This is a genomic window from Flavobacterium luminosum, from assembly GCF_023635005.1.
GTDB classification, from domain to species: Bacteria; Bacteroidota; Bacteroidia; order Flavobacteriales; family Flavobacteriaceae; genus Flavobacterium; species Flavobacterium luminosum.
This window is the reverse complement of sequence record NZ_JAMLJM010000003.1, coordinates 207,548-233,129: the sequence shown is the minus strand read 5'-3', so window position 1 is coordinate 233,129 and position 25,582 is coordinate 207,548. Positions and strand designations below refer to the sequence as shown.

General features: G+C 37.0%; 26 protein-coding genes. 18 read left to right on the top strand and 8 right to left on the bottom strand.

Features of this window, described 5'->3' with window-relative positions:
* Window positions 1–10 precede the first annotated feature (10 nt).
* Both istB and NAT50_RS06075 read left to right on the top strand, forming a co-directional pair.
* On the top strand, window positions 11–748 hold the full coding sequence (istB, locus tag NAT50_RS06080; protein WP_250592324.1) for an IS21-like element helper ATPase IstB: 738 nt from the start codon (window positions 11–13) through the stop codon (window positions 746–748).
* Window positions 749–843: 95 nt separating this feature from the next.
* Entirely contained in the window at window positions 844–1,227 is a 384-nt protein-coding gene (locus tag NAT50_RS06075; protein ID WP_250592323.1) for a T9SS type A sorting domain-containing protein, read from the top strand.
* Between the two features lie 116 nt (window positions 1,228–1,343).
* Here NAT50_RS06075 and NAT50_RS06070 read toward each other — a convergent pair whose 3' ends face one another.
* Complete coding sequence (locus tag NAT50_RS06070) at window positions 1,344–2,438, bottom strand: FUSC family protein (protein ID WP_250592322.1); 1,095 nt, start codon at window positions 2,436–2,438, stop codon at window positions 1,344–1,346.
* A gap of 211 nt (window positions 2,439–2,649) precedes the next feature.
* The gene (locus NAT50_RS06065; protein WP_250592321.1) at window positions 2,650–3,105 is read right to left on the bottom strand and encodes a 2-dehydro-3-deoxyphosphooctonate aldolase; all 456 of its coding nucleotides are present in this window, start codon (window positions 3,103–3,105) and stop codon (window positions 2,650–2,652) included.
* Window positions 3,106–3,186: 81 nt separating this feature from the next.
* Here NAT50_RS06065 and NAT50_RS06060 point away from each other — a divergent pair, with 81 nt between their 5' ends.
* Both NAT50_RS06060 and NAT50_RS06055 read left to right on the top strand, forming a co-directional pair.
* Window positions 3,187–3,744: a YeeE/YedE family protein gene (locus tag NAT50_RS06060; protein WP_250592320.1), complete on the top strand. Its 558-nt coding sequence runs from the start codon at window positions 3,187–3,189 to the stop codon at window positions 3,742–3,744.
* Window positions 3,745–3,748: 4 nt separating this feature from the next.
* Window positions 3,749–4,162 carry a DUF6691 family protein gene (locus NAT50_RS06055; protein ID WP_250592319.1) on the top strand — a complete coding sequence of 138 codons (414 nt, stop codon included), beginning with the start codon at window positions 3,749–3,751 and terminating at the stop codon, window positions 4,160–4,162.
* Between the two features lie 53 nt (window positions 4,163–4,215).
* On the opposite strand, the gene NAT50_RS06050 is transcribed toward NAT50_RS06055, so the two are convergent.
* Genes NAT50_RS06050 through NAT50_RS06030 form a run of 5 tightly spaced genes read right to left on the bottom strand, consistent with a single transcriptional unit; the run spans window position 4,216 to window position 7,907 of the window.
* Entirely contained in the window at window positions 4,216–4,884 is a 669-nt protein-coding gene (locus NAT50_RS06050; RefSeq protein ID WP_250592318.1) for a lysoplasmalogenase, read from the bottom strand.
* Window positions 4,877–6,151: a sterol desaturase family protein gene (locus tag NAT50_RS06045; protein WP_250592317.1), complete on the bottom strand. Its 1,275-nt coding sequence runs from the start codon at window positions 6,149–6,151 to the stop codon at window positions 4,877–4,879. Before NAT50_RS06045 ends, NAT50_RS06050 begins: the two co-directional genes overlap by 8 nt.
* 58 nt (window positions 6,152–6,209) lie before the next feature.
* Window positions 6,210–6,485, bottom strand: a complete 276-nt coding sequence (locus NAT50_RS06040) for an ATP-dependent Clp protease adaptor ClpS (protein WP_250592316.1) — start codon at window positions 6,483–6,485, stop codon at window positions 6,210–6,212.
* Window positions 6,486–6,528: 43 nt separating this feature from the next.
* Window positions 6,529–7,365 carry a 50S ribosomal protein L11 methyltransferase gene (prmA, locus tag NAT50_RS06035; RefSeq protein WP_250592315.1) on the bottom strand — a complete coding sequence of 279 codons (837 nt, stop codon included), beginning with the start codon at window positions 7,363–7,365 and terminating at the stop codon, window positions 6,529–6,531.
* 44 nt (window positions 7,366–7,409) lie between these two features.
* Window positions 7,410–7,907, bottom strand: coding sequence for a GNAT family N-acetyltransferase (locus NAT50_RS06030; protein ID WP_250592314.1), 498 nt, complete (start codon window positions 7,905–7,907; stop codon window positions 7,410–7,412).
* A gap of 38 nt (window positions 7,908–7,945) precedes the next feature.
* Between NAT50_RS06030 and NAT50_RS06025 the strand changes: the two genes are divergently transcribed.
* The 9 genes from NAT50_RS06025 (at window position 7,946) to NAT50_RS05985 (ending at window position 20,208) form a co-directional block, all read left to right on the top strand.
* Window positions 7,946–8,638: a hypothetical protein gene (locus tag NAT50_RS06025; protein WP_250592313.1), complete on the top strand. Its 693-nt coding sequence runs from the start codon at window positions 7,946–7,948 to the stop codon at window positions 8,636–8,638.
* A 25-nt stretch (window positions 8,639–8,663) separates the two neighbouring features.
* A complete protein-coding gene (menD, locus tag NAT50_RS06020) occupies window positions 8,664–10,316 on the top strand; it encodes a 2-succinyl-5-enolpyruvyl-6-hydroxy-3-cyclohexene-1-carboxylic-acid synthase (protein ID WP_250592312.1) in 1,653 nt (550 codons plus the stop codon).
* Between the two features lie 112 nt (window positions 10,317–10,428).
* Window positions 10,429–11,262 (top strand): CvfB family protein, encoded by an 834-nt coding sequence (locus tag NAT50_RS06015; RefSeq protein WP_250592311.1) that lies wholly within the window; start codon window positions 10,429–10,431, stop codon window positions 11,260–11,262.
* 784 nt (window positions 11,263–12,046) lie between these two features.
* On the top strand, window positions 12,047–12,886 hold the full coding sequence (locus NAT50_RS06010) for a 1,4-dihydroxy-2-naphthoyl-CoA synthase (protein ID WP_250592310.1): 840 nt from the start codon (window positions 12,047–12,049) through the stop codon (window positions 12,884–12,886).
* A gap of 69 nt (window positions 12,887–12,955) precedes the next feature.
* Entirely contained in the window at window positions 12,956–13,885 is a 930-nt protein-coding gene (gene menA, locus NAT50_RS06005; RefSeq protein ID WP_250592309.1) for a 1,4-dihydroxy-2-naphthoate octaprenyltransferase, read from the top strand.
* Between the two features lie 12 nt (window positions 13,886–13,897).
* On the top strand, window positions 13,898–14,575 hold the full coding sequence (locus NAT50_RS06000; RefSeq protein WP_250592308.1) for a metal-dependent hydrolase: 678 nt from the start codon (window positions 13,898–13,900) through the stop codon (window positions 14,573–14,575).
* Between the two features lie 113 nt (window positions 14,576–14,688).
* Window positions 14,689–15,903 carry a tetratricopeptide repeat protein gene (locus NAT50_RS05995; protein WP_250592307.1) on the top strand — a complete coding sequence of 405 codons (1,215 nt, stop codon included), beginning with the start codon at window positions 14,689–14,691 and terminating at the stop codon, window positions 15,901–15,903.
* Between the two features lie 72 nt (window positions 15,904–15,975).
* Window positions 15,976–17,010: an o-succinylbenzoate synthase gene (locus tag NAT50_RS05990; RefSeq protein WP_250592306.1), complete on the top strand. Its 1,035-nt coding sequence runs from the start codon at window positions 15,976–15,978 to the stop codon at window positions 17,008–17,010.
* A 207-nt stretch (window positions 17,011–17,217) separates the two neighbouring features.
* Window positions 17,218–20,208, top strand: a complete 2,991-nt coding sequence (locus tag NAT50_RS05985; protein WP_250592305.1) for a M4 family metallopeptidase — start codon at window positions 17,218–17,220, stop codon at window positions 20,206–20,208.
* Window positions 20,209–20,441: 233 nt separating this feature from the next.
* Here NAT50_RS05985 and NAT50_RS05980 read toward each other — a convergent pair whose 3' ends face one another.
* The gene (locus NAT50_RS05980) at window positions 20,442–21,332 is read right to left on the bottom strand and encodes an alpha/beta hydrolase (RefSeq protein ID WP_250592304.1); all 891 of its coding nucleotides are present in this window, start codon (window positions 21,330–21,332) and stop codon (window positions 20,442–20,444) included.
* Window positions 21,333–21,526: 194 nt separating this feature from the next.
* On the opposite strand from NAT50_RS05980, the gene NAT50_RS05975 reads away from it, so the two are divergent.
* Genes NAT50_RS05975 through NAT50_RS05955 form a run of 5 tightly spaced genes read left to right on the top strand, consistent with a single transcriptional unit; the run spans window position 21,527 to window position 25,577 of the window.
* Window positions 21,527–22,120, top strand: coding sequence for a TetR/AcrR family transcriptional regulator (locus NAT50_RS05975; RefSeq protein ID WP_250592303.1), 594 nt, complete (start codon window positions 21,527–21,529; stop codon window positions 22,118–22,120).
* A complete protein-coding gene (locus NAT50_RS05970) occupies window positions 22,120–23,373 on the top strand; it encodes a TolC family protein (RefSeq protein WP_250592302.1) in 1,254 nt (417 codons plus the stop codon). Before NAT50_RS05975 ends, NAT50_RS05970 begins: the two co-directional genes overlap by 1 nt.
* Before the next feature lie 10 nt (window positions 23,374–23,383).
* Window positions 23,384–24,262 carry an HlyD family secretion protein gene (locus NAT50_RS05965; protein WP_250592301.1) on the top strand — a complete coding sequence of 293 codons (879 nt, stop codon included), beginning with the start codon at window positions 23,384–23,386 and terminating at the stop codon, window positions 24,260–24,262.
* A 7-nt stretch (window positions 24,263–24,269) separates the two neighbouring features.
* Window positions 24,270–24,638 (top strand): cupin domain-containing protein, encoded by a 369-nt coding sequence (locus NAT50_RS05960; RefSeq protein WP_250592300.1) that lies wholly within the window; start codon window positions 24,270–24,272, stop codon window positions 24,636–24,638.
* A gap of 42 nt (window positions 24,639–24,680) precedes the next feature.
* Window positions 24,681–25,577, top strand: coding sequence for an ABC transporter ATP-binding protein (locus NAT50_RS05955; RefSeq protein WP_250592299.1), 897 nt, complete (start codon window positions 24,681–24,683; stop codon window positions 25,575–25,577).
* The last annotated feature ends 5 nt before the right edge of the window (window positions 25,578–25,582 follow it).

Here is a 25,582-nt window from a genome sequence, read left to right as displayed (position 1 = left end):
CCAAATACTTATGAATGAAATCACCACAACCAAAATGAAACAAATGAAGCTTTATGGAATGCATAACGCTTTTAAAACTGCTATCGAAAGTGGAAAAACAGACCATTACACGCTAGATCAGTTTATCGCCATGCTCATTGATGCCGAATGGGATGAGCGCCACAATCGTCGTATTGAACGAAGTATTAAAAACGCTCGATTCCATTACAAATCCAATATTGAAAACATTAATTTTGATGCTTCACGAAATCTGGATAGAAACCAAGTATTACGATTAGCAGCATGCGATTTTGTTGAGAAAAATCAGAATGTATTAATCACAGGAAGTACAGGTGTAGGTAAAAGTTTTTTAGGAACAGCTTTAGGTTATCAAGCTTGTATCCAAGGATATAAAGTCAGTTATTATAATACATCTAAGTTGTTCGCTAAGTTAAAAATGGCAAAAGCAGATGGTTCTTATCTAAGAGAATTAGCCAAAATAGAAAGACAAGATGTAATTATATTAGATGATTTTGGACTTCAAGCATTAGATAGTCAAAACCGAATTACGCTTTTAGAAATCATCGAAGACAGACACAATAACGGTTCTATAATCGTAACTTCTCAAATACCAGTGCAAGGTTGGTACGATATAATTGGAGAAAAAACCATAGCTGATGCTATTTTAGACCGACTCATACACCAATCCCACCGCATTGAATTACAAGGCGAATCCATGAGAAAGAAAAGAGGAATCAACAAAGAGTAATTTTAGTATATTTGAATCACAAATTAACACAAGAAAAAAGTAGTTTTTAATGAAAAATGAAGGTGGTCAATTTGCTCCGAAATTAGGTGGTCAATTTGAATTGGAATTGGGTGGTCAATATCACTGGAATTTGCAATAGTGGAGCCAATACCGGTTTTGAAGGTTTAATTGATGAACTAATTTTTGACAAACAAGTTTATACTCCTGCACAAATAGCACAATCTTATCAGGAGTATTTAAACACTTTATCTAATGAGAAATTCCAAGATAAAACATTTAACTTCTATCCCAATCCGGTTCAAAACATTCTGAATCTTGAAATAGAAGCAAACATCAGGGTTTTTGATCTTTCAGGAAGACAGATTATGAAGGTCGATAATGCGAATCAAATAGATGTTTCTTCTTTAGCTAAAGGTACTTATTTACTTCAATTGGAAATTGATGGAAAAGTAAATAATGAAAAATTCATTAAAATGTAAGTTTTTTTTAGTTTTTTTAGTAAAACCTCTGTTCAGATCTTCTGAATGGAGGTTTAATTTTTAAATCTATCCAGCTAATTTAGATTCTATACTTTTTTCTGAACAAAAAACAAAGTTTAATTTTTTCGCTTAAGTGTCAATTGCGTCATTCGAATGCTTTTGACAGCCTGATAACGAAGCTTCTCATTGTGTACAAACCAACCTCCAATGGCTCCAATCAAACTTCCAATAAGAATATCCCAAAATCGAGTAACGATTAAAGTATTGGCATCGAGGTTCGCAGCACTAGTTTCGGCTAACAATATGGTCATGGGCGTAATGAAGATAACCGCCAAGCCATAGTGTCGAGTAATCAGTGATTCTACGATAAATTGAAGCAAGACAATGGCCACACAAATGCCTACTGGATCTTGTATCTGTGAAAGGATCAACCAACATAATCCTAGGCCTACAATGGTTCCAGCAATCCTCTGAAGGCCTCTTTCCCAAATTCGATAGGTGGTAGCGCCTTGCATTACAGCCAAACAGGAAATCGGTATCCAATAGGGTTTTTCCAATGCAAAAAGAGACCCAACAAGCATGGCGGCAAACATAAAAAAACCAATGATAAACGCTTCGACGTAATCGGTATAAGTGGGCATAGGAAGCAAAGGTGTACTCGTTTGAAGTTCCTGAGTAAGAATCGATTTTTTCTTCATCAAACTGAACACCAAGGCCAAAAAGCAAGCCAATATGGTTCCCATCGCGACTAGTCCAATTTTTTCAGGGATTTGTTCCAAATTAAAAGGCATGCTGCTTGCTAAAGAAGCCAACATAAGAAAGAAAAAATTTCCGGGCGGTTTCAAACGAAATAGCAAAGAAATCCAATGAACAACAGCACTCAGTAATCCGAAAGCAATACAGGAAACGATAGGATTAAAGCTAAACGTAAGACCAATACCAAAACAAACGATGAAACCAAAAGAACAAATCAACAGGGTAGCCATGCGATTTACAAAATTGGAAGCTACAGGCATGTACAAGATGACCAATCCCGCAAAACTAACGGTGAGCGCCGAAGATAATGTATCTGTGGCCAAGCCAACAAATAAAGGAACTCCAGTACAAGCCGCAGCCAGAAAAGGAATGGTCCAATGACGATGGTTGGGTTTCAACGTAAAAAAATCTTTCCAGAGCGATTGCAACGATGTCTTTTGAGCAGAGGAATCCATGAAGAGCGGTGTTGATTAGGATACCACAAAATTACTCAAAAAAAGAATAGGATAGTGGCGTCTAACACCAAATCAAGTCAATAATAAGAACAGTTTTAAGATTTAAAATATGTGACAATATTTGTACTAAGACAATATAAAGCAAACAGCCTCTTCTGGTATAAAGGACGTATTAAATCTAAGCGAAACTTTGGAAAGGATTTATCGAAAACTATAAGCGTGCTGTAAATCCCATGGGAATCATTAAAACACCTTTTTCAAATTTGTTTAAATACAAAATAACCGGTTTAGGGTTGCCTTCCCAAGTGATTTCATACACATCAAGCGTGCCGGCTCCCATTTCACTCTTCTTCGTGGGAAAAGGACAACAGGATTCCTTTTTTTCGTACGTGATTTTTTCACCTTTGGGTCCAGCCAAAGCATTTAAAAAACGAATTTCGTTTTGCGTACCATCTGCTAAAGAGGTAAACCCAACATTCACGGGATAATCCTCATCATAACCGTACTTCTTATTCGTGGCTTTTTGAGTGATAATAAAGCTGTTGTATTTTTCATTCAATGCGGGGCCTACCACACTGTCATCAATATTTTTGATGGTAGATTTGGTACTGATGCAAGAACTAACCGCAAGAGAAAATGCAAGTAGGGGTACAATGATCGTTTTCATACAAATTTTGTTTATTACTTTTTCCATAGAAGTAGAACAAATATAGTGACAAACTTATATTTTTGTAAAAAATATTTTTAAATGGAGTTTATTACAAATACATGGCATTGGTCAATTGCAGGTTTATTGATCGGTGTCGTAATGTTATTATTGACATATTTTGGGAAAACCTTCGGAATGTCTTCTAATCTGAGAACCATTTGTTCTATGTCCGGAGGCAATAAATGTGCTTCGTATTTCGATTTCGATTGGAAAGAACAAAAATGGAATCTAGCGATTGTTTTGGGCTCTATCGTTGGCGGCTTCATTGCGTATCACTTTCTATGGAATCCTGAAAATGTGACGTTAAACCCTAAAACAATTAAACAATTGGAAGTCATTGGAATAGACGCTCCTAACGGGAAATTAGTGCCGGATGCTATTTTTGGAGCAGAAGCGATGAGTAGTGCAAAAGGGTTGCTACTATTACTTTTGGGTGGTTTCTTAATTGGTTTTGGAACACCTTATGCCGGTGGCTGTACTTCTGGACACGCTATCACTGGATTAAGTAATTTGCAGGTACCTTCGTTAATTGCCGTAATCGGTTTTTTCTTAGGTGGATTGGTAATGGCACATTTTTTAATACCCCTAATTTTTTAAGAAAATGAAATTATTTCGATTTTTTGCAGTAGGAGTTTTGTTTGGGATTACCCTAACCAAAGCAGAAGCACTTTCTTGGTATCGTGTGTACGAAATGTTTATGTTCCAATCGTTTCACATGTACGGTATGATTGGGGTGGCTATTTTGGTAGGAGTTTGTGGAATCAAAATCATCAAGAAAAAGGAAATCAAAGACTACAAAGGTCAGCCTATTGAAATCGTAGACAAAGAGAAAAAGTTTGTACGTTATATTGTTGGAGGTTTTATGTTCGGATTAGGTTGGGCGCTTGTAGGCGCTTGTCCTGGACCTGTTTTTATTTTATTGGGGACAGGAATACCGGCCGCAGTAGTGGTGCTTTTCGGAGCTCTTCTGGGAACTTTCAGTTATGGCTTATTGAAAGACAAATTGCCGCATTAAGACAAGACATAAAAAAAATAAAAAAACTCTCGATTTGTCGAGAGTTTTTTTTATTAACGTTGATTCAATCGCTGTATGCCAAAGCAAATCAGATATTGTGCAATCAGATACGTAGCCATAATCAATAAACTGCTATTGGGTAAAGGCGCATAGAATTTATCGATAGCCAGTAGGCTGTCAGAAACAATAAAAGCAACAGCACCATTAAGAATCAGAAGGTTAAGAGGAGCTTTCCAAGTTAAATAACCACGAATAGCCATAATTAACATAAAGGAAATGACAAAGGCATAAACCGAAACCGGGATAAGCAGTCCTCCTACAGAAGGCAATAAGAGCGTAAGCATGGCATATAAGTAACCTGAAACCAGAAGTATGCCAATAATAAACCAAAACAACTTCGGAGATTTGACGGTAGATTGCTTCGTAAACAGTACAATATACAAAAGATGGGCTATAAGAAAAGCAACCAATCCAAACACAAAGAATAGTTCGTGATAAGGTGAAAACATCAGAATCACATCCCCCAACCAAGAAAACACTAAGGCAAAAAGCAACCATTTTTTAGTGGGAAATTCCAGAGATTCATTCGTAGCCAAAATCAGACCGGGTAGTAATAAAGGTTTGAAAAACCAGGCGATTTCTTCTTTTTTTATAATTATCAATAAAAGATAAAACAGACTGATGGCTACAAATAGGTTGAGGTATTTGGATGATTTAGACATTGAGAGTGATAGGATTAAGATTTTTTTTAAATGAAATAAAAGAAAAGTAAAGACTTACCGCGAACGATAGGCTCAAATAGCCCAAGACAATATACGTCCCGTTAGGAATCTGTTCGTCTAGACCAAACCAATTTCCATGGATAACAATCAGCGAAGTCGCATAAAAAAAACGGATCGCTTCCCAAACAAAGGCGAATTGGTTTTTATCCATGAGTTCGGTATAACTGTAGACGGTTACAAAAACAAAAATGCCATAGAGGATGAGCTCCGTAAAAGTCAGTGCGCCGATATTGTCAAAGAAATAAGTGATGAACAATAAAGTAATTAGTAATTGTGCAACGGACCAGCCAATAAGGGCTTTTGGATTTTCGGTGCCGTATTTTTGAAAATCATAAACAGCATCAATTTTTCGTAACGGATACTTTTCGTCAAAACCTTCTGGACGCCATCCAGTAGGCATAAACCATATTTTTAATTTATCGATGAAGTGCTCAGCATGCCAAGCATCTCGGATAAGTACTCCCAAGTGCTGAAAATTGATTTTGATGGGATTCCAAGTGGCAGCGGGGCGGGTAATGCCAAAAACAGGAGGGACATCCGGTAATTCTTCTTGAAAAGTGCCAAATAGTTTATCCCAAATGATAAAAATTTGGGAATGATTTTTATCTAAATATTCCGGATTAATGGCATGATGTACTCGATGATGCGAGGGAGTAACAATAATTTTTTCTAAAATTCCAAGCTTGTTAATATAACGGGTATGGTACCAAAATTGTAAAAAGAAATGCAACGGAAGGGTGATACTAATCACCGTAGCGGGTACACCCAAGAGAGCGGCAGGGAGCAATAGGAACGTGAACAAATTCACAAATGAGGAAACCGATTGTCGAAGCGCGCACGACAAATTAAACTCCTCGCTACTGTGGTGTATCGCATGTTTGTTCCAGAAAAGATTGATTTGGTGAGACCATCGGTGTGTCCAATAGCCCTGAAAATCAATTACAATAAAAGCAATACAATAGGCTAAAACAGAGGCTTGCACATGAAATACAGCCATGTGGGAAACCATCCATTCATAGCTCAAAATGGAAAAACTGATTCCTAAAATGTCTTTTGTAGCATTCGTAATCCCAGAGCTGATACTGGAAACACTATCCATAAGCGGGGCGTAGTGAACCCCTTTGAAATAACCATACAGCTTTTCTATGATAATCAAAAGTAAAAAGCAAGGCATGGCAATAAGTAATATCTTTCCGTAATTTTCCATTAAAACAATAGGTTTAAAACGGAAAGATAAAAATATTTAACTATTTAAGCAAAAAATGTTAAATTAATTCAGCACTTAATCCTGCTTCCAACAAAGCGGTGCATTGTGGTTTTAATTCGTCTAAAGCGCCTGTTTTTACTGTGCATTTACCGGCATAATGAACTAAAATAGCGCATTGCTCAGCCTGTAAATCATCATGATCACAAACACGAATTAAGGTTTCAATAACGTGATCAAAAGTATTGACATCGTCATTGTATAAAATAATTTCATGGTTAGGAGCGACCAATTCCAAAACATCTAATTTTTCTTGAATTTTTTCAATTGTTGCCATTGGTGTTATAGACTTGAACGTTAAACGATTAATGCAATGATTCTTATGATTTTTGATACTTCAAAGATACCCAATTGTTGCGTTGAATTTTAGAAAGAAATGTTAAACCTTTCTCCGTACAAGAAGCATCGATATGAGGAATGTCTTGTTCGTAAAAACCACTGAATAAAATAATACCTCCAGGGTTCAGACACTCCACATAGGTTGCCATATCATTTAGCAATATGTTTCGGTTAATATTAGCAATAATCAGGTCGTATTTTTTACCTTCCAATATCGAAGCGTCTCCTTCGTAAACGCTAATGTGCTGACAGTGATTTCTTTCAGCGTTTTCAATGGAATTCAGGTAGCACCAATTGTCAATATCGATAGCATCAATAGGTTTTGCGCCTTTCATTTCAGCCAAAATGGCCAAAATTGCAGTCCCGCATCCCATATCTAGCGTTTTCATTCCTTCCACATTCATGTCCAACAAATATTGAATCATCATGTGGGTAGTTTCGTGATGCCCTGTACCAAAACTCATCTTAGGTTCAATAACGATGTCATAAGGAGCATCGGTCTTTGGGTGAAAAGGAGCACGAACATGACACAAACCATCGACATCAATAGGGTCGAAATTTTTTTCCCAAACCTCGTTCCAGTTTTGTTGCTCGATTTCTTCGGTCGTATAACTAATAGAAAAGTCGGGGTTGTTTAAAAGGTAAATATCTTCAAGAAGATCCTCTGACCATAGCGACTTAGGGATAAAGGCAGAGAATCCGTCTTCAGTTTCAATGAAACTATCAAAAGGTTTTTCGCCTAATTCAGCAATTAAAATTTCAGTTCCCAATTCTTTAGGGCTAACCGTAAAATGATAACCGATATAGATGTTTGACATGTTTGATTTTTTTGCAAAGGTACAAATTACAAGAAGAAAAGAAACTAGTCTAAAAGCAACTGCATGAAAATAGAATCCAGCCATCGGTCAAACTTGTAACCGGTTTCTTTTAAATGCCCTGCTTTCTGGAAACCTAATTTCTCGTGAAAGGTAATACTTCCAAGATTTTCAGAGTCAATAACTCCTATCATCGTGTGTAGTTGCTGTTCTTTGGCAATAAGAATTAACTCTTTCATCAATAAAGCACCGATGCCCAAACCTTGAAACCCTTGGCGGACATATACAGAATGTTCTACAGTGAATCGATAGCCTACTTTGAATCGAAAGGTTCCGTAAGTCCCAAAACCGACAATCATACCGTCTTTTTCAGCCACGAGAAAAGGTTGGTTTTTTTCTTCTTTTTCTTTGAAAATGGCAGTTTGTTGCGATAGGCTTCGAACGTCATAATCCCAAATAGCAGTGCTGCTTAGAATTTCATGATTTACAATTTCTAGTACAAAAGGTAGGTCGTCTTCGTTTGCTTTTCGGATAATAATCGACATAGTCATTGTGTTTCTGTAAAAATAAGTATATTTAACGTATGAGTTTGCAAAATTTTTCAAAAGTAGTCGTTTGGCTGTACTTCCTAAATCTGGGAATGTATAGTGTGACTTCCTTGTTCAATATAGAGGAGCCAGAAACATACTTTTGGTTTGTTAGAATTCCCATTTTAATGTTTTTGTATTACAAGACTTCAGTGACGCGAAGTTCCCTATATTTTGTTGGATTGTTGTTGTATCAAATAGCTTCGGTACTTTTTTTTACGGGAGATTCGGTTTTGTTCATTATGGGAAGTGTTTCTTCGGTCTTATTTAAATTTTGTTTGACTCTTTTGATCATCAACGATATTGAAAAACAAAACAGAGGAGCAGTGCTCATGGCCATGATTCCTTTTTTTGTATTGTACCTTTACATCATTAATTTTGTATTGCTTGCTCTAGGAGACGCGTATTGGATATGGATTATCAATGCTTTGCTTACTTCGTTCATGGGTGGGGTAGCCATCATTAATTATTTGAACAATGCCGATGCAAAAGGGTATTGGCTACTGATTAGCGCCATTTTATTTATTGTACAGATTGCCGCTTTCTTTATCAATAAATTTTACATCAAAAGCGAAGCAATTTATCAGATAGTTATTTTGTCCTATGGTTTTGCACATTTTACATTTTACCGCTTTTTAATTTTAAAAGAGAAGGAAGAAATCGGTCTAAAAGATATTTCAACTTCGTAACTTTGTGGTATCGAAAATTTGTAAAATGATCTACCCAAAAATACCCTTAGCACAAAGTGTCATTGAAATTTGTAAAGCGAAAGGGCTCCAACATATAGTGATTTCTCCAGGCTCCCGTAACGCTCCTCTAACCATTGGTTTTACAAATCATGAGGCGTTTACTTGTTACAGTGTGGCAGACGAGCGCAGTGCGGCTTTTTTTGCCTTGGGAATAGCCCAGCAAATTCAAAAACCGGTAGCCGTGGTTTGTACTTCGGGTTCTGCTTTGTTGAATTATTATCCTGCGGTGGCAGAAGCTTTCTACAGTCAGATTCCATTAGTAGTAATATCTGCCGATAGACCGCATGATAAAATAGATATTGGTGACGGACAAACTATACGTCAAGCCAATGTATATGCCAATCACAGTTTGTTCAACGCTAATTTGACCGAAGAAGCTTCTGAAGCGAATGACCTAAAAATACAAGAAGCGTTGTTCATTGCGGCCAGTCAAAAAGGACCGGTACACATTAACGTGCCTTTCGAAGAACCACTTTATGAAACAGTGTCCAGTCCTTCGGTAAAGCCAGTGATGGTCGAATTATACGAAGACCCAAAACCCGAATTAGAGTTGACGGAATACAGTACCATTTGGAACGAATCACCTAAAAAAATAATCCTTTTAGGAGCCAATGATCCAGGCGCTATCGCACAGGAATACTTAGACCATTTGGGAAATGACGCTGCTGTGGTAGTAATGACAGAAGTGACTTCGAATGTGTATCATCCCAATTTTATTACCAATATCGATACCATCATTACGCCTTTTACGGAAGAGGATTTTATAAATTTTCAACCCGATATTTTGGTGACGACTGGTGGAATGATAGTGTCCAAAAGAATCAAAGCTTTTTTACGCAAATACAAACCCAAACACCATTGGCATATCGATGAGTTAAGGGCTTACGATACCTTTAAGGCATTGACAAAACATTTTGAAACCAATCCGAATACCTTCTTTAGTGCTTTTTTACCGCAAACGAAGGAAGTCAATAGTAGCTACCAACGCCAAATTTTAGAAATTAGAGAAAACCGATTGCATAAACATCAAGAATACGCAAAAGGAATTCCTTTTTCAGATTTTAAAGTGTTTGAAACCGTGTTGACCCATTTGCCTCAGGATTGCCAGTTACAAATCAGTAACAGTTCAGCCATTCGTTACGCACAGTTGTTTCCGATACATCCTAGTATAGAAGTGTTTTGTAATCGAGGAACCAGTGGTATCGATGGAAGTACGTCTACAGCGGTTGGAGCGGCAGTGGTGAATCATAAAAAGACGTTTTGCATTACCGGAGATATTAGTTTCTTTTATGATAGCAACGCACTTTGGAACAACTACATTCCCAATGATTTTAAAATTATTCTAATCAATAACAGAGGGGGCGGTATTTTTAGAATCCTTCCTGGTCATCAGGAAACAGAAACCTTTAATACGTTTTTTGAAACCTCGCACCAGTTAACGGCAGAGCATTTGGCTAAAATGTATGGTTTCGATTATAGGATGGCCACTTCGGAAGAAGAAATTAAACAACAATGGGATGATTTCGAAAAAAATACAAAACCGGTGATTTTAGAGATTTTTACCCCGGAAAAATTGAACAATAAAATTTTGTTAGAGTATTTTAAAAAATTGACATAAAACGCAAAATTTGGTTAAGAACCAGATAGACAACTATACCTTGGATAGACAATACAGGCAATAGTCGTTTTTTTACTTAAACTTTGTACATTTGCACTTTGATACTGACAAGATGATTCAAATAGGAAAATTCAATACCCTTACTATAGCACGCGATACCAAGATTGGCTTATATCTTACCGATGGTGAAAAAGATATTTTACTGCCGAACAAATACGTTCCCGAACATTTCGAAATAGGAGAGGAAATAGAAGTATTTGTATACCTTGATCAGGAAGAGCGTCCGGTCGCGACGACTTTGGAACCCTACATTTATTGTTATGAATTTGCGTTATTACGCGTGAATTATATCAATCAATTTGGGGCTTTCATGGATATGGGGCTAGAAAAGGATCTTTTTGTGCCCTTCAAGGAGCAGGCTCGTCCTATGGAACAAGGAAAACGCTATCTAATCTACATGTACTTAGATGAAAAAACCAATCGTTTAGTAGGTTCTAGTAAAACGAATCAGTTTTTAGACAACAAAGAAATCACAGTGGAGAAAGGAGAAGAAGTCGATTTGATCGTTTCTCATATTACGGATGCAGGAATTAATGTAATCATTAATGAAAAGCACAAAGGATTATTGTATAAAAATGAAGTTTTTGAAGATTTGCGTACCGGTGACCGAATCATTGGATACATAAAAAACATTCGTCCTGATGGAAAAATTGATGTTTCCCGTCAACCCTTTGGTTTAGAACGAATAGATGCTTCAGGACAGGTAATCCTTGACGAATTAAAAGCCAGTCGTGGTTTTTTACGATTAAATGATAATTCGCATCCAGAGGATATTAAGACCGTACTTAAAATGAGCAAAAAGACTTTTAAGAAGGCTATAGGAACATTGTACAAACAAAAACGTATAGAAATCAAAGAAGACGGAATTTATTTGATCCAAGAATAGTTTTTTAATCACATATTATCTGTTTTAAAAATAAAAAATGCCAATCGGTGAGGATTGGCATTTTTCTCAATGGATCTCGAAGTACTCCGTCGGAATCGATGTCAAACTTCGAGACAATCGAAAGCACGTAAAGCAAATCAAGGCTTTACGGTCAAAAAAAGAAATAAACTTTCAGAAATAATTTGGTCCAACCAAGGTTGCAAAAAAAATCATACGTTTTATTGCAGTCATTTTGGTTTCTTTCTTGTTAAATCAATAGAAAAGTCCTTGTCCAAATTCCCATATTCACTTTATAGCCTGTAGATTCGTTATTGCGTATACAGAGTGTAACGTAATAATTCGCTAACCGTCTCTGTCAGTTCATCCACAGGGGCTACTCATGGGGTTAGGCTTTAGGTGTTTCAAAAACAGTACGTCTAAAGGCATTGCTTTACAGATAAACGATGACCGTTTTTAAGCATTTAACTAAAGAAAGAGCAACAAATTAACAATTTCTGGAAAGATTATCTTAAATCAATAACGTAATGAACTATTCTTTTTTTTGAATGATAATGTATTATTTTTCAATAGATTAAATTTAGTAAAAAATAAAATATAATGGACTAAAAAATTTAATTTTTTTAAAATTAAAAAAGAAGCTATAGGAATGTAAGATTTCTTTTCATAACACCTTTTTCAGTTTGCTGGAAATGGAGTATTTTTACCAGAATAAAATAAAAAAAGCGAGTGCCTGCAGGAAAAAGAAATCCTAAAGCACAGGTGAACAATACAAATAATAAAAAAGATGAGTAAAATAGAGTGGAAAACGGTACGTGAGTTCGAAGACATTACCTATAAAAAATGCAATGGGGTGGCGAGAATTGCGTTCAATCGTCCGGACGTGCGAAACGCATTTCGTCCTAAAACAACAGCCGAATTATTACAGGCATTTCATGATGCCCAAGAAGATACTTCTATCGGAGTAGTATTGCTATCTGCCGAAGGCCCTTCATCAAAAGATGGTGTATGGTCTTTTTGTAGCGGTGGAGATCAGAAAGCTCGTGGACACCAAGGATATGTAGGAGACGATGGATACCATCGATTGAATATCTTGGAGGTACAGCGTTTAATTCGTTTCATGCCTAAAGCGGTAATCTGTGTGGTGCCGGGTTGGGCAGTAGGGGGTGGACATTCTTTACACGTGGTTTGCGATATGACCTTGGCCAGCAAGGAACATGCTATTTTCAAACAAACAGATGCTGATGTAACGAGCTTCGACGGAGGTTACGGTTCAGCCTATCTCGCTAAAATGGTGGGACAGAAAAAAGCCCGCGAAATATTCTTCTTGGGAAGAAACTACTCGGCTCAAGAGGCTTTCGATATGGGAATGGTCAATGCAGTGGTTCCGCATGACGAGTTAGAAGATACAGCCTACGAATGGGCACAAGAAATTTTGGCAAAATCGCCAACCTCCATCAAAATGCTAAAATTCGCAATGAATTTAACCGACGACGGAATGGTAGGACAACAAGTTTTTGCCGGAGAAGCCACACGCTTGGCTTACATGACCGAAGAAGCTAAAGAAGGTCGCGATGCCTTTCTAGAAAAACGCAAGCCTAACTTTGAGAAAAAATGGTTGCCATAATAGGGTATCCAATACTTTTTCAGAAATTTTGAACAAAAATAAACGGTATAATATTTTAAATTCTCAAGGATGAAACATTGGATTGAAGCAGCTCGCTTAAGAACTTTGCCGCTCTCGGTTTCCGGAATTTTAGTTGGAAGTGTTTATGCGCTCAATAATCCAACCAGTACAGTCTACACTCCTACAGAGGTATTCAACTGGGAGATCTTAGCCTTGGCACTACTGACCACTATTGGTTTTCAGGTGCTGTCTAATTTCGCGAACGATTATGGAGATGGAGTCAAAGGAACGGATAATGAAGACAGAGTGGGACCGGAACGAGCCATTCAAAGTGGGGTAATCACACCTCAGGCAATGAAAAAAGCAATGATCATCACAGGATTATTAACTTTTCTATGCGCTGTTCTATTGATATATGTTTCTTTTCATGATGAATATTTGTGGTATTCCTTATTCTTCTTGCTCTTAGGGATAGCCGCAATAGCTGCTGCCGTTAAATATACAGTGGGGAAATCGGCCTACGGATATAGAGGCTTGGGCGATGTGTTTGTCTTTGTGTTCTTTGGGTTGGTAAGCACGCTCGGCGTTAATTTCTTATACTCCAAAGAGTTTTCATGGCAACTAGTCTTACCGGCTTGCGCCATAGGAATGTTGAGCGTTGGTGTGTTGAACCTGAACAACATGCGCGATGAATTGTCCGACAGGAAATCTGGAAAAAATACGTTGGTAGTGCTCATCGGAGGTCAAAAGGCCAAAATATACCATTATTTTTTGGTCGGTGGAGCAATGCTATTGGTTTTACTTTTTGCATTCAACTACAACGGTTACGGTTTCCGAATCGATCAGTATGCTTTTTTGGTGGCCTATTTTCCACTACTAAGTCATTTAAGAACGGTATATCGCTGTGAAGATAACCGAAGATTGGATCCTCAATTAAAAAAATTAGCAATCAGTACATTTTTACTATCATTAATCTTAGCAATGGTACTAATATTTTAAAAAAATTATAGTATGAAAATTACATTTTATGGACATGCATGTCTAGGAATAGAAATAGACGGAAAACATATTTTAGTAGATCCTTTTATAACAGGAAATCCTAAAGCGGCGCATATTGACATCAACACGATAAAAGCGGATTATATTTTAGTGACTCATGCACACAACGATCATACCCTTGATGTTGAAGCCGTGGCTAAAAGAACGGGTGCAGTGGTGGTCTCTAATTATGAAATTGCAGTGCACTATGCTGGCAAAGGGCTTCAATACCATCCAATGAATCACGGAGGAAGTTGGAAATTCGATTTTGGAACGGTGAAATACGTGAACGCGATACATACCAGTTCATTCGAAGATGGAAAATATGGTGGGCAACCAGGAGGTTTTGTCATCCAAGGAGAGCATAAAAATATTTACATCGCAGGAGATACGGCTCTAACTACCGATATGAAACTGATTCCGATGCGAACAAAATTAGATTTGGCTGTTTTGCCAATAGGAAGTAATTTCACAATGGACGTGGAAGATGCTGTCATTGCCTCTGATTTTTTAGAGTGTAACAAGATCTTAGGGTACCACTATGATACGTTTGGGTTTATTGAAATCAACCACGAACAAGCCAAAAACAAGTTTGTCGAAGCGAATAAAGAGTTATTGTTATTAGAAATAGGGGCAAGTATCGAACTGTAAACCCTCGAATAGACCCAAAGAAATAGCCGATGCTCTCAGAAGTGAAGCAAGTTTCTTTGGGTTTTTTAATGATGAAAAAAATCTTGGATAGGAGTAATAGTCAAAACGAAATAATGAAATCGATCATCGTATCACTGCTGTTGTGGTTCAGTACAATGGGGTTACAGGCACAGGGAACAAATGGGTATTGGGACAACCAACGAATGACCAATAAAGAAATTAAACTGGCTGCAGGAGAAAAAATAATAGTAAAATCGGAAGATTTCCCTGTGGGGACTACCGAATTTGTCTACCGAATCACATTATTAGATGAAAATCAGAAAATGGTCAACGATTTGGCTTCCGTGCTAAAAGCCATTCCCGATCCCTACTACATTGGAAAAGGGGCTGGAAGTGCGATTTCATTGGTTTCAAATATTTCGGGAAATGATAAATGTACTTATGCTATTTTTCAGAATCAAACCAACGCAATAACCTTTGTAGGGGATGAAAAGTTTGAAAAAGCATGTGTGTACCAAAAAAATCCGGTAAGTAAAGACGCAAAAGTAATTTCATTGTCTAAAAATATTTGTCTGGAAGATGACGCCACCAATATTTGGTTTGTATTTAAAAATACCAATTGGATGATGAAAGCAAAAATCGTTCTAGAAATTGTTCCTTGGGTCGATGCAAAAGCCAGTCGAGGATGGAATGCTAATACAACTAAAAAACTAACCGAAGAGTTAACGACACTATTTCCTTTGGATTTTCTTAAAGAGAATGAAATCAGAAAAAAGTTTTACGTAAAACTGGCTGAAAAAATGAAAGAAGAATATCGTTTTAACGATTATCAGTTCTTGACTTCAGAGGAAAAAATGCTTTTTGTTGAAAAACATCAGGAAAATACTTTTGTAGAAATTGGTTTGCCAAACGGCTATGGTGATGCCATGACGATAAAAGCCAAGCAACTGTTTCAAAAGGGAAATCCGGAGGCTGCCATTACGCTGATGAAAGGCAAGGTGGTTTCCAAATCCAAAGCAACTGCACTGCAATGGAATGTCTTGGGAGAAATGTACCTAAACACCAAACAGTTTGAAAAAGCATTGCAAACGTTCAAGACGGCAGAAAAAATAGATGCTGGAGAGTTAAACGTTCAAATGAATCTGGCACACGTCTACATGTTTTTGGATGAGTTTTCCAAAGCAAAGGAAATTCACAAGCGCTATAAAGACCAAAATATTTCAGCCACTCAATCTTGGAAAGACAAAGCCATGCTTGATTTAGAGAACTTTTTAAATACAACACTTCCTCAAGAAAATATTGAAAAAGTGAAGAAACTTTTGGAGTAAAATACAATTGGATTCGAACACATTGAAGGGATAGCATACAGCAAAAACCTCGGATATTAATGCGGTAAAATAATGAAAGCAACTTATAAGAAATACCTTCTCGATTTTAAACAACCTTCGGGAACTTCTAGAGGAATTTTAACCCAAAAAGAAACTTGGTTTTTACAAGTTGAAGATAATGGCAAAATAGGCATAGGGGAATGTGGTCTTTTGAGAGGATTATCGGCGGACGATAGACCGGATTATGAAGAAAAGTTGCAATGGGTTTGCCAAAATATCCATTTAGGAAAAGAGGCACTTTGGGAAGCTCTTTCGGAGTTTCCGTCCATTCAAATGGGAGTAGAAATGGCTTTCTTATCGTTAGCTTCCAAAAATCCGTATGACTTATTTCCGTCAGAATTCACTCGTGGAGAAAAATCAATACCCATCAATGGACTCATTTGGATGGGGGATGAGGGGTTTATGAAACAACAAATCGAAGAAAAAATCGAGCAAGGTTTCACCTGTATAAAATTAAAAATTGGAGCAATCGATTTTGAAAAAGAATTGCAATTGCTGCATTTAATCAGACAACATTTTACCCCAGAACAAATAGAAATTAGGGTCGATGCCAATGGTGCTTTTACTCCCGAGGAAGCAGAACAAAAATTGAAACGGTTGGCCGAATTTTCTTTACAAAGCATTGAACAACCCATCCGACAAGGGCAAGCGGAAGTCATGGCCCAATTGTGTCAAAATACCTCCTTGCCAATCGCCTTGGATGAAGAACTCATTGGTGTTTTCGATAAAAAGGAAAAAGAAAAGGTGTTGATAAAGATTCAACCGCAATACATTATTTTAAAACCTAGTTTTATAGGTGGATTTCGAGGTACAGACGAATGGATAGCCTTAGCAGAAAAATACCAGATAGGATGGTGGATTACCTCGGCACTAGAATCCAATATAGGATTAAATGCAATTGCACAATATACCTATACCAAACAAAATACGATGCCTCAGGGACTAGGAACGGGTGGACTTTATGTGAATAATTTTCCCGCGCCGCTAGAAGTCCGAAAAGGGCAATTGTTTTACAATCCTCATGAGCGATGGGAAGTGAATTTTTAAAAAGAAGTACACAGAGCATAGGGGATAATAGTAGATTCAAACTATTGTACGATCGAGTACTTGTAGAGAGATAATTTAGATTACTCAATATTTAGACACCAATAATAGTATAAATATTTTTTGTTTTTAAAGGTATATTTGTTTTTAAAGGTATATTTGTTTTTTTAACACTTTATTTGGTATTTTTGAAAAATCTAAAATAATCTTATGAGGAAAAAATACCTTTTATGTTTGTCTACTATCGTTTTGGTGTCTTTCGGGATAAGGGCTCAGGACAATAGAATCTACAATCCAAAAGAAGCGTACCAAAGAAGTATGCGATTAGAAACTCCTTCCTCAAGAGAGTCAGTGCTAAAACAATTTGGTAAGGCGTATGGATTAGATGCTAAAAATACTTTTGAACTTCAATCGGAAACTTCCGATTTTTCAGGGCTTTCACATCAGAAACATCAACAATTTTACAAGGGATTGAAAGTGGAATTTGCGACAGTAATTACGCATGCCCGAAATGGAAATGTGGAGATGGTTAATGGAGAGTTGTACAATCCTCAAAATTTAAATCTTACTCCTAAGTTGTCCAAACAAGAAGCATTTGCCATTGCAGAAAAGTCTGTAGAAGCTAAAAAATATTTATGGGAAGATTTTACTGCTTCTCAGGCAATGGATTACCAAAAGCCTAAGGGTGAATTGTTGATATTTCCTTTAGTAAAAACAGCTGAGGTGCGTTTAGCCTATAAATATGATATTTATGCGGTGGAGCCAATTTCTAGAATGGAAATTTATGTAGATGCACATTCAGGTGAGATATTATACCAAAATCCAGTCATTAAACACGCCAATCGTATAATTTCGAACGAAGAAATTAAAAGTAATGCAAAAAAAGTTGAAGAGGCAGTTCTTGGACCTTTATTTGCGACTGGAACAGCGGCAACGCGATACAGTGGGACAAGAAATATAGAGACTTCTTATGATATTAGTCTAGGAAAATATGTTTTAAATGATGCTACTAGAGGAGATGGAATAGTAACCTATAATTCTAATTATGCTCCTTCTTATAATTTGATCCATTTTACGGATACAGATAATGTTTGGAATGATGGTAATTATGCTTCAACTTCTTCAACGAAAGACAACGCAGCCTTAGATGCACACTGGGGAGCAATGAAAACCTACGATTTTTTTAAAGATATTTTCAATAGAAATAGCTACGATGACAAGGGGGCGCAAATCAAGAGTTTTGTTCATTATGATGATAGTACGACTCCACCTAACAGAGGTTATGATAATGCGTTTTGGAATGGAAGTGTGATGACCTATGGGGATGGATATACTGTTTTTAAAGGCCCATTGACTTCAGTGGATGTTTGTGGCCATGAAATTGGTCATGCGGTGTGTACGTACACGGCGAATTTGGCCTATCAAAATCAATCGGGAGCTTTGAATGAAGGCTTTTCGGATATTTGGGGAGCTTGTATAGAACAATACGCGAAGTTTGGTAATTTAAATGCTCCGGCAGATACTGCATCGCCGGGAACAGCTGCAGTGTGGAAAATTGGGGAAGAAATTACGAGTGCTGCTTACGGGGGGTACTTGCGTTCTATGAGTTATCCTAAGTCAGCTTCTCAACCCGATACTTTTCTAGGTGCTAACTATATTACAACTGCTGATGATGGGGCTTGTACACCAACAAAAGCAAATGATTGGTGTGGGGTACATACTAATAGTGGAGTCCTTAACCACTGGTTTTACATTGTAACAGCAGGCAAATCAGGAACGAATGATGCGCCGGTTCCAGATACGTATAATGTGACTGGTATTGGTATGACAAAGTCATCTCAAATTGCCTATTTGGCAGAAAGAGATTATTTAACCCCTAATGCGACTTTCATGGATGCTAGAAATGCAACGATAGCGGTGGCAAGTGCCTTATATTGTACAACAAGTCCTGAAGTAGAAGCGGTAACTAATGCGTGGTATGCGGTTAACGTTGGGGATGCTTTTACTAGTCCGACAATCGATGTTGCACTTAAGGCAATATCGGGAGGAAATGCTGATGTTTCGTGTAATGCGGTATTTAGCCCTACTATCGTTATTGAAAACGGAGGAACTTCACCGTTGACGGCTGTGACGATTAGCTATAATGTAGATGGCGGTGCTAATACAACAATAAATTGGACTGGAAATTTGAGTAATTGTTCACAAGTAGTGCAAAATATTCCGGTTTCAGGATTGACTCGCGGCATTCATACGTTGAATGTTTCGACCACCACAACTAGTGATGCGAATGCGTCAAATAATTCAAAATCAGTAGTGTTAGTGGTTAATGATAATGGTACTATAGGAACGGTGAGTACTTTTGAAACACCGGCTGATGTTTTGGTAGCCATTGATTCCAACGGTAAATCAAACACAGTTTGGGAAAGAGGAGCTATTAATAAAACAAAAATAACCGCTGCAGTAACGGGTAATTCTTCGGGGTATGCAACGAAATTAGTCGGAGATTATCCGAATAAGACAACTTCTTATCTGGTGTCCCAATGTTATAATTTGGCTACGGTGTCAAATCCTACGGTAAGTTTTGATATGGCTTTTGACTTGGAGTCTAACTGGGATCTTATGTATTTTGAGTATTCAACAGATTCAGGAGCTACATGGAAAGTTTTAGGTACAATGAATGACCCTAATTGGTACAATAGTTCTAGACTGCCAGATGGAAACGATTGTTTCAATTGTATAGGAAAACAATGGACCGGTGATTATGCTACGGCCCCAACGGAAGGAAACGGAATGAATGGAGAAAAAAGAAAATACACCCATTCTTTAACAGAATTAGGAGCACCATCTAATGCTATTTTTAGATTTACCTTTGTGTCTGATGATGCAGTAGGGGGTAATGGTGTATTCATCGATAATTTTGTGATTCAAGGTACCCTAAGCCAAAAAGAAAATGCTTTTGAAAAGTTTGCAGTGTATCCTAATCCTTCCAACGGTACTTTCAATGTGGTGCTATCGTCTTCGGATGAAGTGACTATTAAGGTATTTGATTTGAGAGGTCGTTCAGTATACAATCAAGTTTTCGCTGGTCAAGGATCAATTTTTAACAAAGAAATCAATCTGAACGCACTAGGCTCAGGAGTTTATATCTTGAACGTTGAAAGCGATGGGAAAAGAGAAGCAAAACGAATAATGGTAGAATAATCTTCATACTAATGTGCTTCAAGTACAGAAAATTAAAAAGAGCCTGATCGACCATCAGGCTCTTTTTTTTAGGTTGGTGTGAAGGAATTCATGGATCCATAAAGTAGGAGTGAAAGAAAGGGTAAATGCCTACGATTTAGAATAGAAAGTAAAAAAATCCAGTCATGCCTTATGTATAAAGAAAAAAGGCAAGGCAACAGAATTTCTCCCTGTGTGGGTTTTATGAGGAGATATTAGGTATTGATAATACTAATGATTTGTTGAAGTGCTTGTTTAGCTTCCTTCATAACAGGTAATAAAGGCCAAATATGAGGCATTTCTTTTCCGGTGATAACCGTATGCCTAACACCGGCACGTTCAAGTTTTTCACAGAATAAAAGCTGATCCGGATAAGTGATATCATGGGTTGCGATAAATAAATAGGTAGTAGGAAAGCCTTCGAAAAGTCCATGTATTGGTGACAGGGCAAGTGTTGCAAGAGTGTCACCATCATTAAGGCACATTTCTTTAGCGCTTACAACCCCTTTTTTGCTGAGCATAGGATCTTTTGGATCAATTGCTTCTATAGCTTGGTTTTCAAAAGAAGAATTCAAAACGGGAGAAAGTAAGATCAGTTTTGATGGTAAACGATGGGTTTGTGACACCAATCGTTGGGTTAGTCCTATCGCCAAGGTTCCACCTGCCGAATCTCCCATAATAGTAATGTTCTCCGGGGCATAGTGCTCAAGGGCAGAGTGGTAAACAGCGTCAATATTGTCAGAGATTTGATGTATTTTATACTCAGGTGCTTTCGGGTACGTACACATCCAAACTGTGTGATTAGTGTGTTGGATTATTTTTTCTAAACTATCCCAATGATGTTGTGAAGGTCCAGATATAAAAGCACCTCCGTGAATATACAGCAGGAGTTTTTGGGAGGAGGGCTCTTTTTTTATTTCGGTAATCTTGGTTTCACCAATCGTATAGGTTTTGGGAGCTAAAGATTGGAAATAGGAGCTCTGAGGATCGTGAACATCGTTCTTACGTATGGAGATATAATCAATCGGATCTTGACGGAAAGCTTTTTTTATTCCCTTCATTCGGATGACGAATAGCGTGAGATAGTAAGTAATACTTTTTGACATACTTTTTAAAGGCTTTAGAACTAATAGTTATTTTTTTTAAAGATAGTATTTTATTTTTTGCTGGGTAATACGATTCAATAAGAGTTTTTAGGTAAATTTATTATTGAAAATCAATTTTTTATATAAAATAATCGAAATTGTAAATAATATAATTATCTTTGTTAACCAAATGGTTAAACTTAATAGTTAGTATAATGTCCACCGAAGAAAAAATATTTGAAGCCGCCTTTAAAGTCTTTCAAAGTAAAGGTTTTACTGGAGCTAGAATGCAAGAAATAGCTGATGAAGCCGGAATCAATAAAGCGATGTTGCATTACTTTTTCAGAAGTAAGGAGAAACTATTTGAAGCGGTGTTCATGAATGCTTTTGGGAAATTAGCGCCACAAATCAATCAAATTTTCAACTCTGATGACGTTTTGTTTGAAAAAATAGAAAAGTTTATTCACAGCTATATTTCTTTTGTGATGGAGTATCCTTTTCTTCCACAGTTCATTATTCAGGAAATGAACAACAATCCTGAATTTGTGGCAAAGTTTCTAAAAGACAAAAAACGTCCCAATCCCGAGAAATTATTGAAACAAATTGAAAAGGAAATCGAATTAGGTAGTATCAAACCGATTCCCCCTAAACAATTGGTATTGGATATTTTTTCGATGACAGCCTTTCCTTTTGCAGCTCAAACATTAGTAAAAGGAATTATTAATATTTCCAATGAAGAGTTTTTTCGATTGATGGAAGAGCGAAAAAAACACATTGCAACGCAAATTATCAACGCAATTAAGAAATAATGAAAAAGTTTGTTTACATAGCGTTATGCTTCGCTTCCAATGCTTTTTGGGCCCAAGAAAAACTAACGCTCGAAAAATGTTATGAGTTGGTGGAAAAGAATTATCCTTTGGCCAAACAAAACAATCTGTTACAAAGTCAAGCCGAATTGCAAACCAAAATTCTGGAAAAGGATAAATTACCAAAAATTGCATTAAACGCCCAAGCCACATACCAATCGGAAGTAACGCAAGTGCCTTTTTCCATCCCCAATGCCACGATTGAACCTCTAAGCAAAGACCAATATAGAGCCACTTTAGATGTCAATCAGTTGATTTATAGCGGAGGTGCCATCAAAGCACAAACCCAACTCAAATCGTCTCAAATAAAGGCGCAACAACAAGTGGTGGAAGTCAATTTGTATCAATTGAAAAGCCAAATTAATCAATATTTTTTCGGACTTTTATTGGGACAAGAAAAACAGGAATTGTTATTGGCGAAACGAACGTTACTATTAGAGAAAAGTAAAGAAATTCAAGCTGCAGTTAAATTTGGAGCGGTTTTACCGGCATCGGAACAAGTGATTGAAGCAGAAATCATCAAAATCAACCAACAATTAAATGAGGTAAAATACGACCAACTGAAACTTTGGCAACATTTGGAAGCACTTTCAGGAACTACCTTCAATACCAATGCAAAACTAGCCATTCCGAAGCATTTCACTTCAGAAGCGAATGCCATTCGGCCTGAATTAGAACTATTTGCATTGCAAAACCAACAAATTGAAGCGTCTCAGAAAGTAATCGCTACTACCAATGCACCCAAACTAAACGCTTTTTTACAAGGCGGTTACGGAAATCCTGCTTTGAACATGTTAAATAATTCTTTTGAGACTTTTTACATGACAGGAATCCGATTGAATTGGACGCTTTTCGATTGGAATAAAACTAAAAAGGAAAAAGAAGTTCTGGAAATTTCTAAACAACTCATTGCCTCCGAAAAGGAAACGTTTGAAGTGAATCAAAAAAGACAATTACAAGAAATCAATTTTGAAATTGGAAAAATAGAAGACCAACTGAAATCGGATGCAGAAATTATTCAATTACGAGAAAAAATTGTACGCTCAGCAGATGCTCAAATGAAAAACGGCGTTATAACTTCTTCCGAGTATTTAAACGAAGTGACCCAACTTTTCGAGTCGAAAATTACCGAACAAACCCATCGCATTCAGTTGTTTTTAGCCAAAGCGAATCATCAAATTATCAAAGGAATTTAAAGTATACGTTATGAAAAAAATATTGATTCTTCTTACCGCATCTATTATAATATTCAGTTGCAATAAAAACAACGAAAAAGCCGATGCTTACGGAAACTTTGAAGCCACAGAAATCACCGTTTCCTCCGAATCCAACGGAAAAATTGAGTTTTTGAATGTGGAAGAAGGCGCGCAAATCAAAAAAGGAACATTAGTAGGTTTGATTGACACGTTGCAATTGCATTATAACAGAGAACAACTCAAAGCCTCGATTGAAACGGTTCAGTCAAAATCGGCATCGGTATTGTCGCAAATTCAGGTTTTAAACGAACAATTGAAAACGGCCAAAATTGAGCAAAATCGTATCAAAAATATGTTTGCTGAAAATGCAGCTACGAAACGACAAGTGGATGAAATTGAGGGAAAAGTAAAAGTCATCGAAAAACAAATCAGTAGTGTGCAAACGCAAAATGCACCGATTTTAAACGAAATCAAATCGATTGCCGTTCAAATTGAAAAGTTAAACGATCAGATAAAAAAATCGAAAATCACGAACCCAATGGACGGAACCGTTTTAATCAAATACGCTGAACCTTCTGAAATAACCGCTTTTGGAAAACCTTTGTACAAAATTGCCAATTTGAACGAAATGGAATTACGTGTGTACGTAACCGAAACGCAATTGGCTCAAATTAAAATCGGACAAAAAGTTACGGTGGCGATTGATTCGGAAAACGATACTAAAAAATACGAAGGCCACATCACTTGGATTAGTGCGCAAGCGGAATTTACCCCAAAAGTCATCCAAACCAAAGAAGAAAGAGCCAATTTGGTGTACGCCGTTAAAGTGGCAGTGAAAAACGAAGGAAGCTTAAAAATAGGAATGCCGGCAGAAGTTTGGCTAAAATAAGAATAGAATGAAAAAAAGTATAGGAATTGCCGTCTTGATGATGGTAGCAGGTTGTAAATCGTTGTCTAACTCACAAAATTCTAAAACAATGAACTTAGAAAATCTTCACACTGAACAAAAAGCGGTTCAAACGCAATTGCTATTTGAACCCACAGCAGCTAAAGTAGTGGCGCTACGAATTGCTAAAAATGAACAATTGAAAGAGCACGTTACCAAGGTGCCGGCACTCTTAGTGTGCGTTACGGGCGAGGCTACGTATAACGATGAGAAAGGTGAAAAAATCCATCTAAAATCAGGAGATTATGTAAAAATTCCAGTTGATGTAAAACATTGGGTAGACGCACATGAAACCAGTAATTTTCTATTAATCAAATAAGAATTCGGTTTATCATTCACCATTCACCATTCACCAGCACAGATGAGTATTTCGGTTCAAAATATTTCTAAAAAATATAAAAACGTCCAGGCACTTCAAAACATTACGTTTGAAGTGCAGGAAGGCGAACTTTTTGGCTTAATTGGTCCTGATGGTGCTGGTAAAACTACGCTTTTTCGTTTGTTAACCACTTTATTACTTCCTAACGAAGGAAGCGCCTCAGTAGCGAATTATGACATAGTAAAACAAGTGAAAGAAATACGAAATTCCGTGGGTTATATGCCGGGGAAATTCTCGTTATATCAGGATTTGACGATTGAAGAAAACTTAACGTTTTTCGCGACTATTTTCGGAACAACCATTGAAGAAAATTACGATTTGATTGAAGACATTTACGTCCAAATCGAACCATTTAAAAACCGAAGAGCCGGTGCTTTATCGGGTGGAATGAAGCAAAAATTAGCTTTGTGTTGCGCTTTAATTCACAAACCGAAAGTATTGTTTTTAGACGAACCAACCACAGGTGTTGATCCAGTTTCGAGAAAAGAATTTTGGGAAATGCTGAAACGCTTGAAACAGAAAGGCATTACCATTTTGGTTTCCACGCCGTATATGGACGAAGCGAGTTTGTGCGACCGAATTGCGCTCATTCAAAAAGGAAAAATTCTCAAAATTGATACGCCTGATACTATTGTAAAGGCTTACGATAAAACCATTTACGAAGTAGCTTCAAATCAAATGCACCAATTGATTTTGGATTTAAAACATTTTTCATCTCAGTATAGTGTGTTTGCTTTTGGCGAATTTATACACTACATCGACAAAAACGATACTTTTGATACAGCAGCTTTGCGAACGTATTTGCAAGAAAAAGGACATCAAAACATAAGCATTCAAAAAACGACCGCAACCATAGAGGATGTTTTCATGGATTTATAAAAGGA

Coding starts and splice junctions, on each gene's coding strand:
- menA (WP_250592309.1), top strand. CDS start 12,956: ATGAAACATTGGATTGAAGCAGCTCGCTTAAGAACTTTGCCGCTCTCG.
- NAT50_RS05965 (WP_250592301.1), top strand. CDS start 23,384: ATGAAAAAAATATTGATTCTTCTTACCGCATCTATTATAATATTCAGT.
- prmA (WP_250592315.1), bottom strand. CDS start 7,365: ATGTCAAACATCTATATCGGTTATCATTTTACGGTTAGCCCTAAAGAA.
- NAT50_RS05995 (WP_250592307.1), top strand. CDS start 14,689: ATGAAATCGATCATCGTATCACTGCTGTTGTGGTTCAGTACAATGGGG.
- NAT50_RS05960 (WP_250592300.1), top strand. CDS start 24,270: ATGAAAAAAAGTATAGGAATTGCCGTCTTGATGATGGTAGCAGGTTGT.
- NAT50_RS06010 (WP_250592310.1), top strand. CDS start 12,047: ATGAGTAAAATAGAGTGGAAAACGGTACGTGAGTTCGAAGACATTACC.
- NAT50_RS06055 (WP_250592319.1), top strand. CDS start 3,749: ATGAAATTATTTCGATTTTTTGCAGTAGGAGTTTTGTTTGGGATTACC.
- NAT50_RS06015 (WP_250592311.1), top strand. CDS start 10,429: ATGATTCAAATAGGAAAATTCAATACCCTTACTATAGCACGCGATACC.
- NAT50_RS05955 (WP_250592299.1), top strand. CDS start 24,681: ATGAGTATTTCGGTTCAAAATATTTCTAAAAAATATAAAAACGTCCAG.
- NAT50_RS06045 (WP_250592317.1), bottom strand. CDS start 6,151: ATGGAAAATTACGGAAAGATATTACTTATTGCCATGCCTTGCTTTTTA.
- NAT50_RS05970 (WP_250592302.1), top strand. CDS start 22,120: ATGAAAAAGTTTGTTTACATAGCGTTATGCTTCGCTTCCAATGCTTTT.
- menD (WP_250592312.1), top strand. CDS start 8,664: ATGATCTACCCAAAAATACCCTTAGCACAAAGTGTCATTGAAATTTGT.
- NAT50_RS05990 (WP_250592306.1), top strand. CDS start 15,976: ATGAAAGCAACTTATAAGAAATACCTTCTCGATTTTAAACAACCTTCG.
- NAT50_RS05975 (WP_250592303.1), top strand. CDS start 21,527: ATGTCCACCGAAGAAAAAATATTTGAAGCCGCCTTTAAAGTCTTTCAA.
- NAT50_RS06060 (WP_250592320.1), top strand. CDS start 3,187: ATGGAGTTTATTACAAATACATGGCATTGGTCAATTGCAGGTTTATTG.
- NAT50_RS06025 (WP_250592313.1), top strand. CDS start 7,946: ATGAGTTTGCAAAATTTTTCAAAAGTAGTCGTTTGGCTGTACTTCCTA.
- NAT50_RS06040 (WP_250592316.1), bottom strand. CDS start 6,485: ATGGCAACAATTGAAAAAATTCAAGAAAAATTAGATGTTTTGGAATTG.
- NAT50_RS06070 (WP_250592322.1), bottom strand. CDS start 2,438: ATGGATTCCTCTGCTCAAAAGACATCGTTGCAATCGCTCTGGAAAGAT.
- NAT50_RS06065 (WP_250592321.1), bottom strand. CDS start 3,105: ATGAAAACGATCATTGTACCCCTACTTGCATTTTCTCTTGCGGTTAGT.
- NAT50_RS05980 (WP_250592304.1), bottom strand. CDS start 21,332: ATGTCAAAAAGTATTACTTACTATCTCACGCTATTCGTCATCCGAATG.
- NAT50_RS06050 (WP_250592318.1), bottom strand. CDS start 4,884: ATGTCTAAATCATCCAAATACCTCAACCTATTTGTAGCCATCAGTCTG.
- NAT50_RS06000 (WP_250592308.1), top strand. CDS start 13,898: ATGAAAATTACATTTTATGGACATGCATGTCTAGGAATAGAAATAGAC.
- NAT50_RS06030 (WP_250592314.1), bottom strand. CDS start 7,907: ATGTCGATTATTATCCGAAAAGCAAACGAAGACGACCTACCTTTTGTA.
- istB (WP_250592324.1), top strand. CDS start 11: ATGAATGAAATCACCACAACCAAAATGAAACAAATGAAGCTTTATGGA.
- NAT50_RS05985 (WP_250592305.1), top strand. CDS start 17,218: ATGAGGAAAAAATACCTTTTATGTTTGTCTACTATCGTTTTGGTGTCT.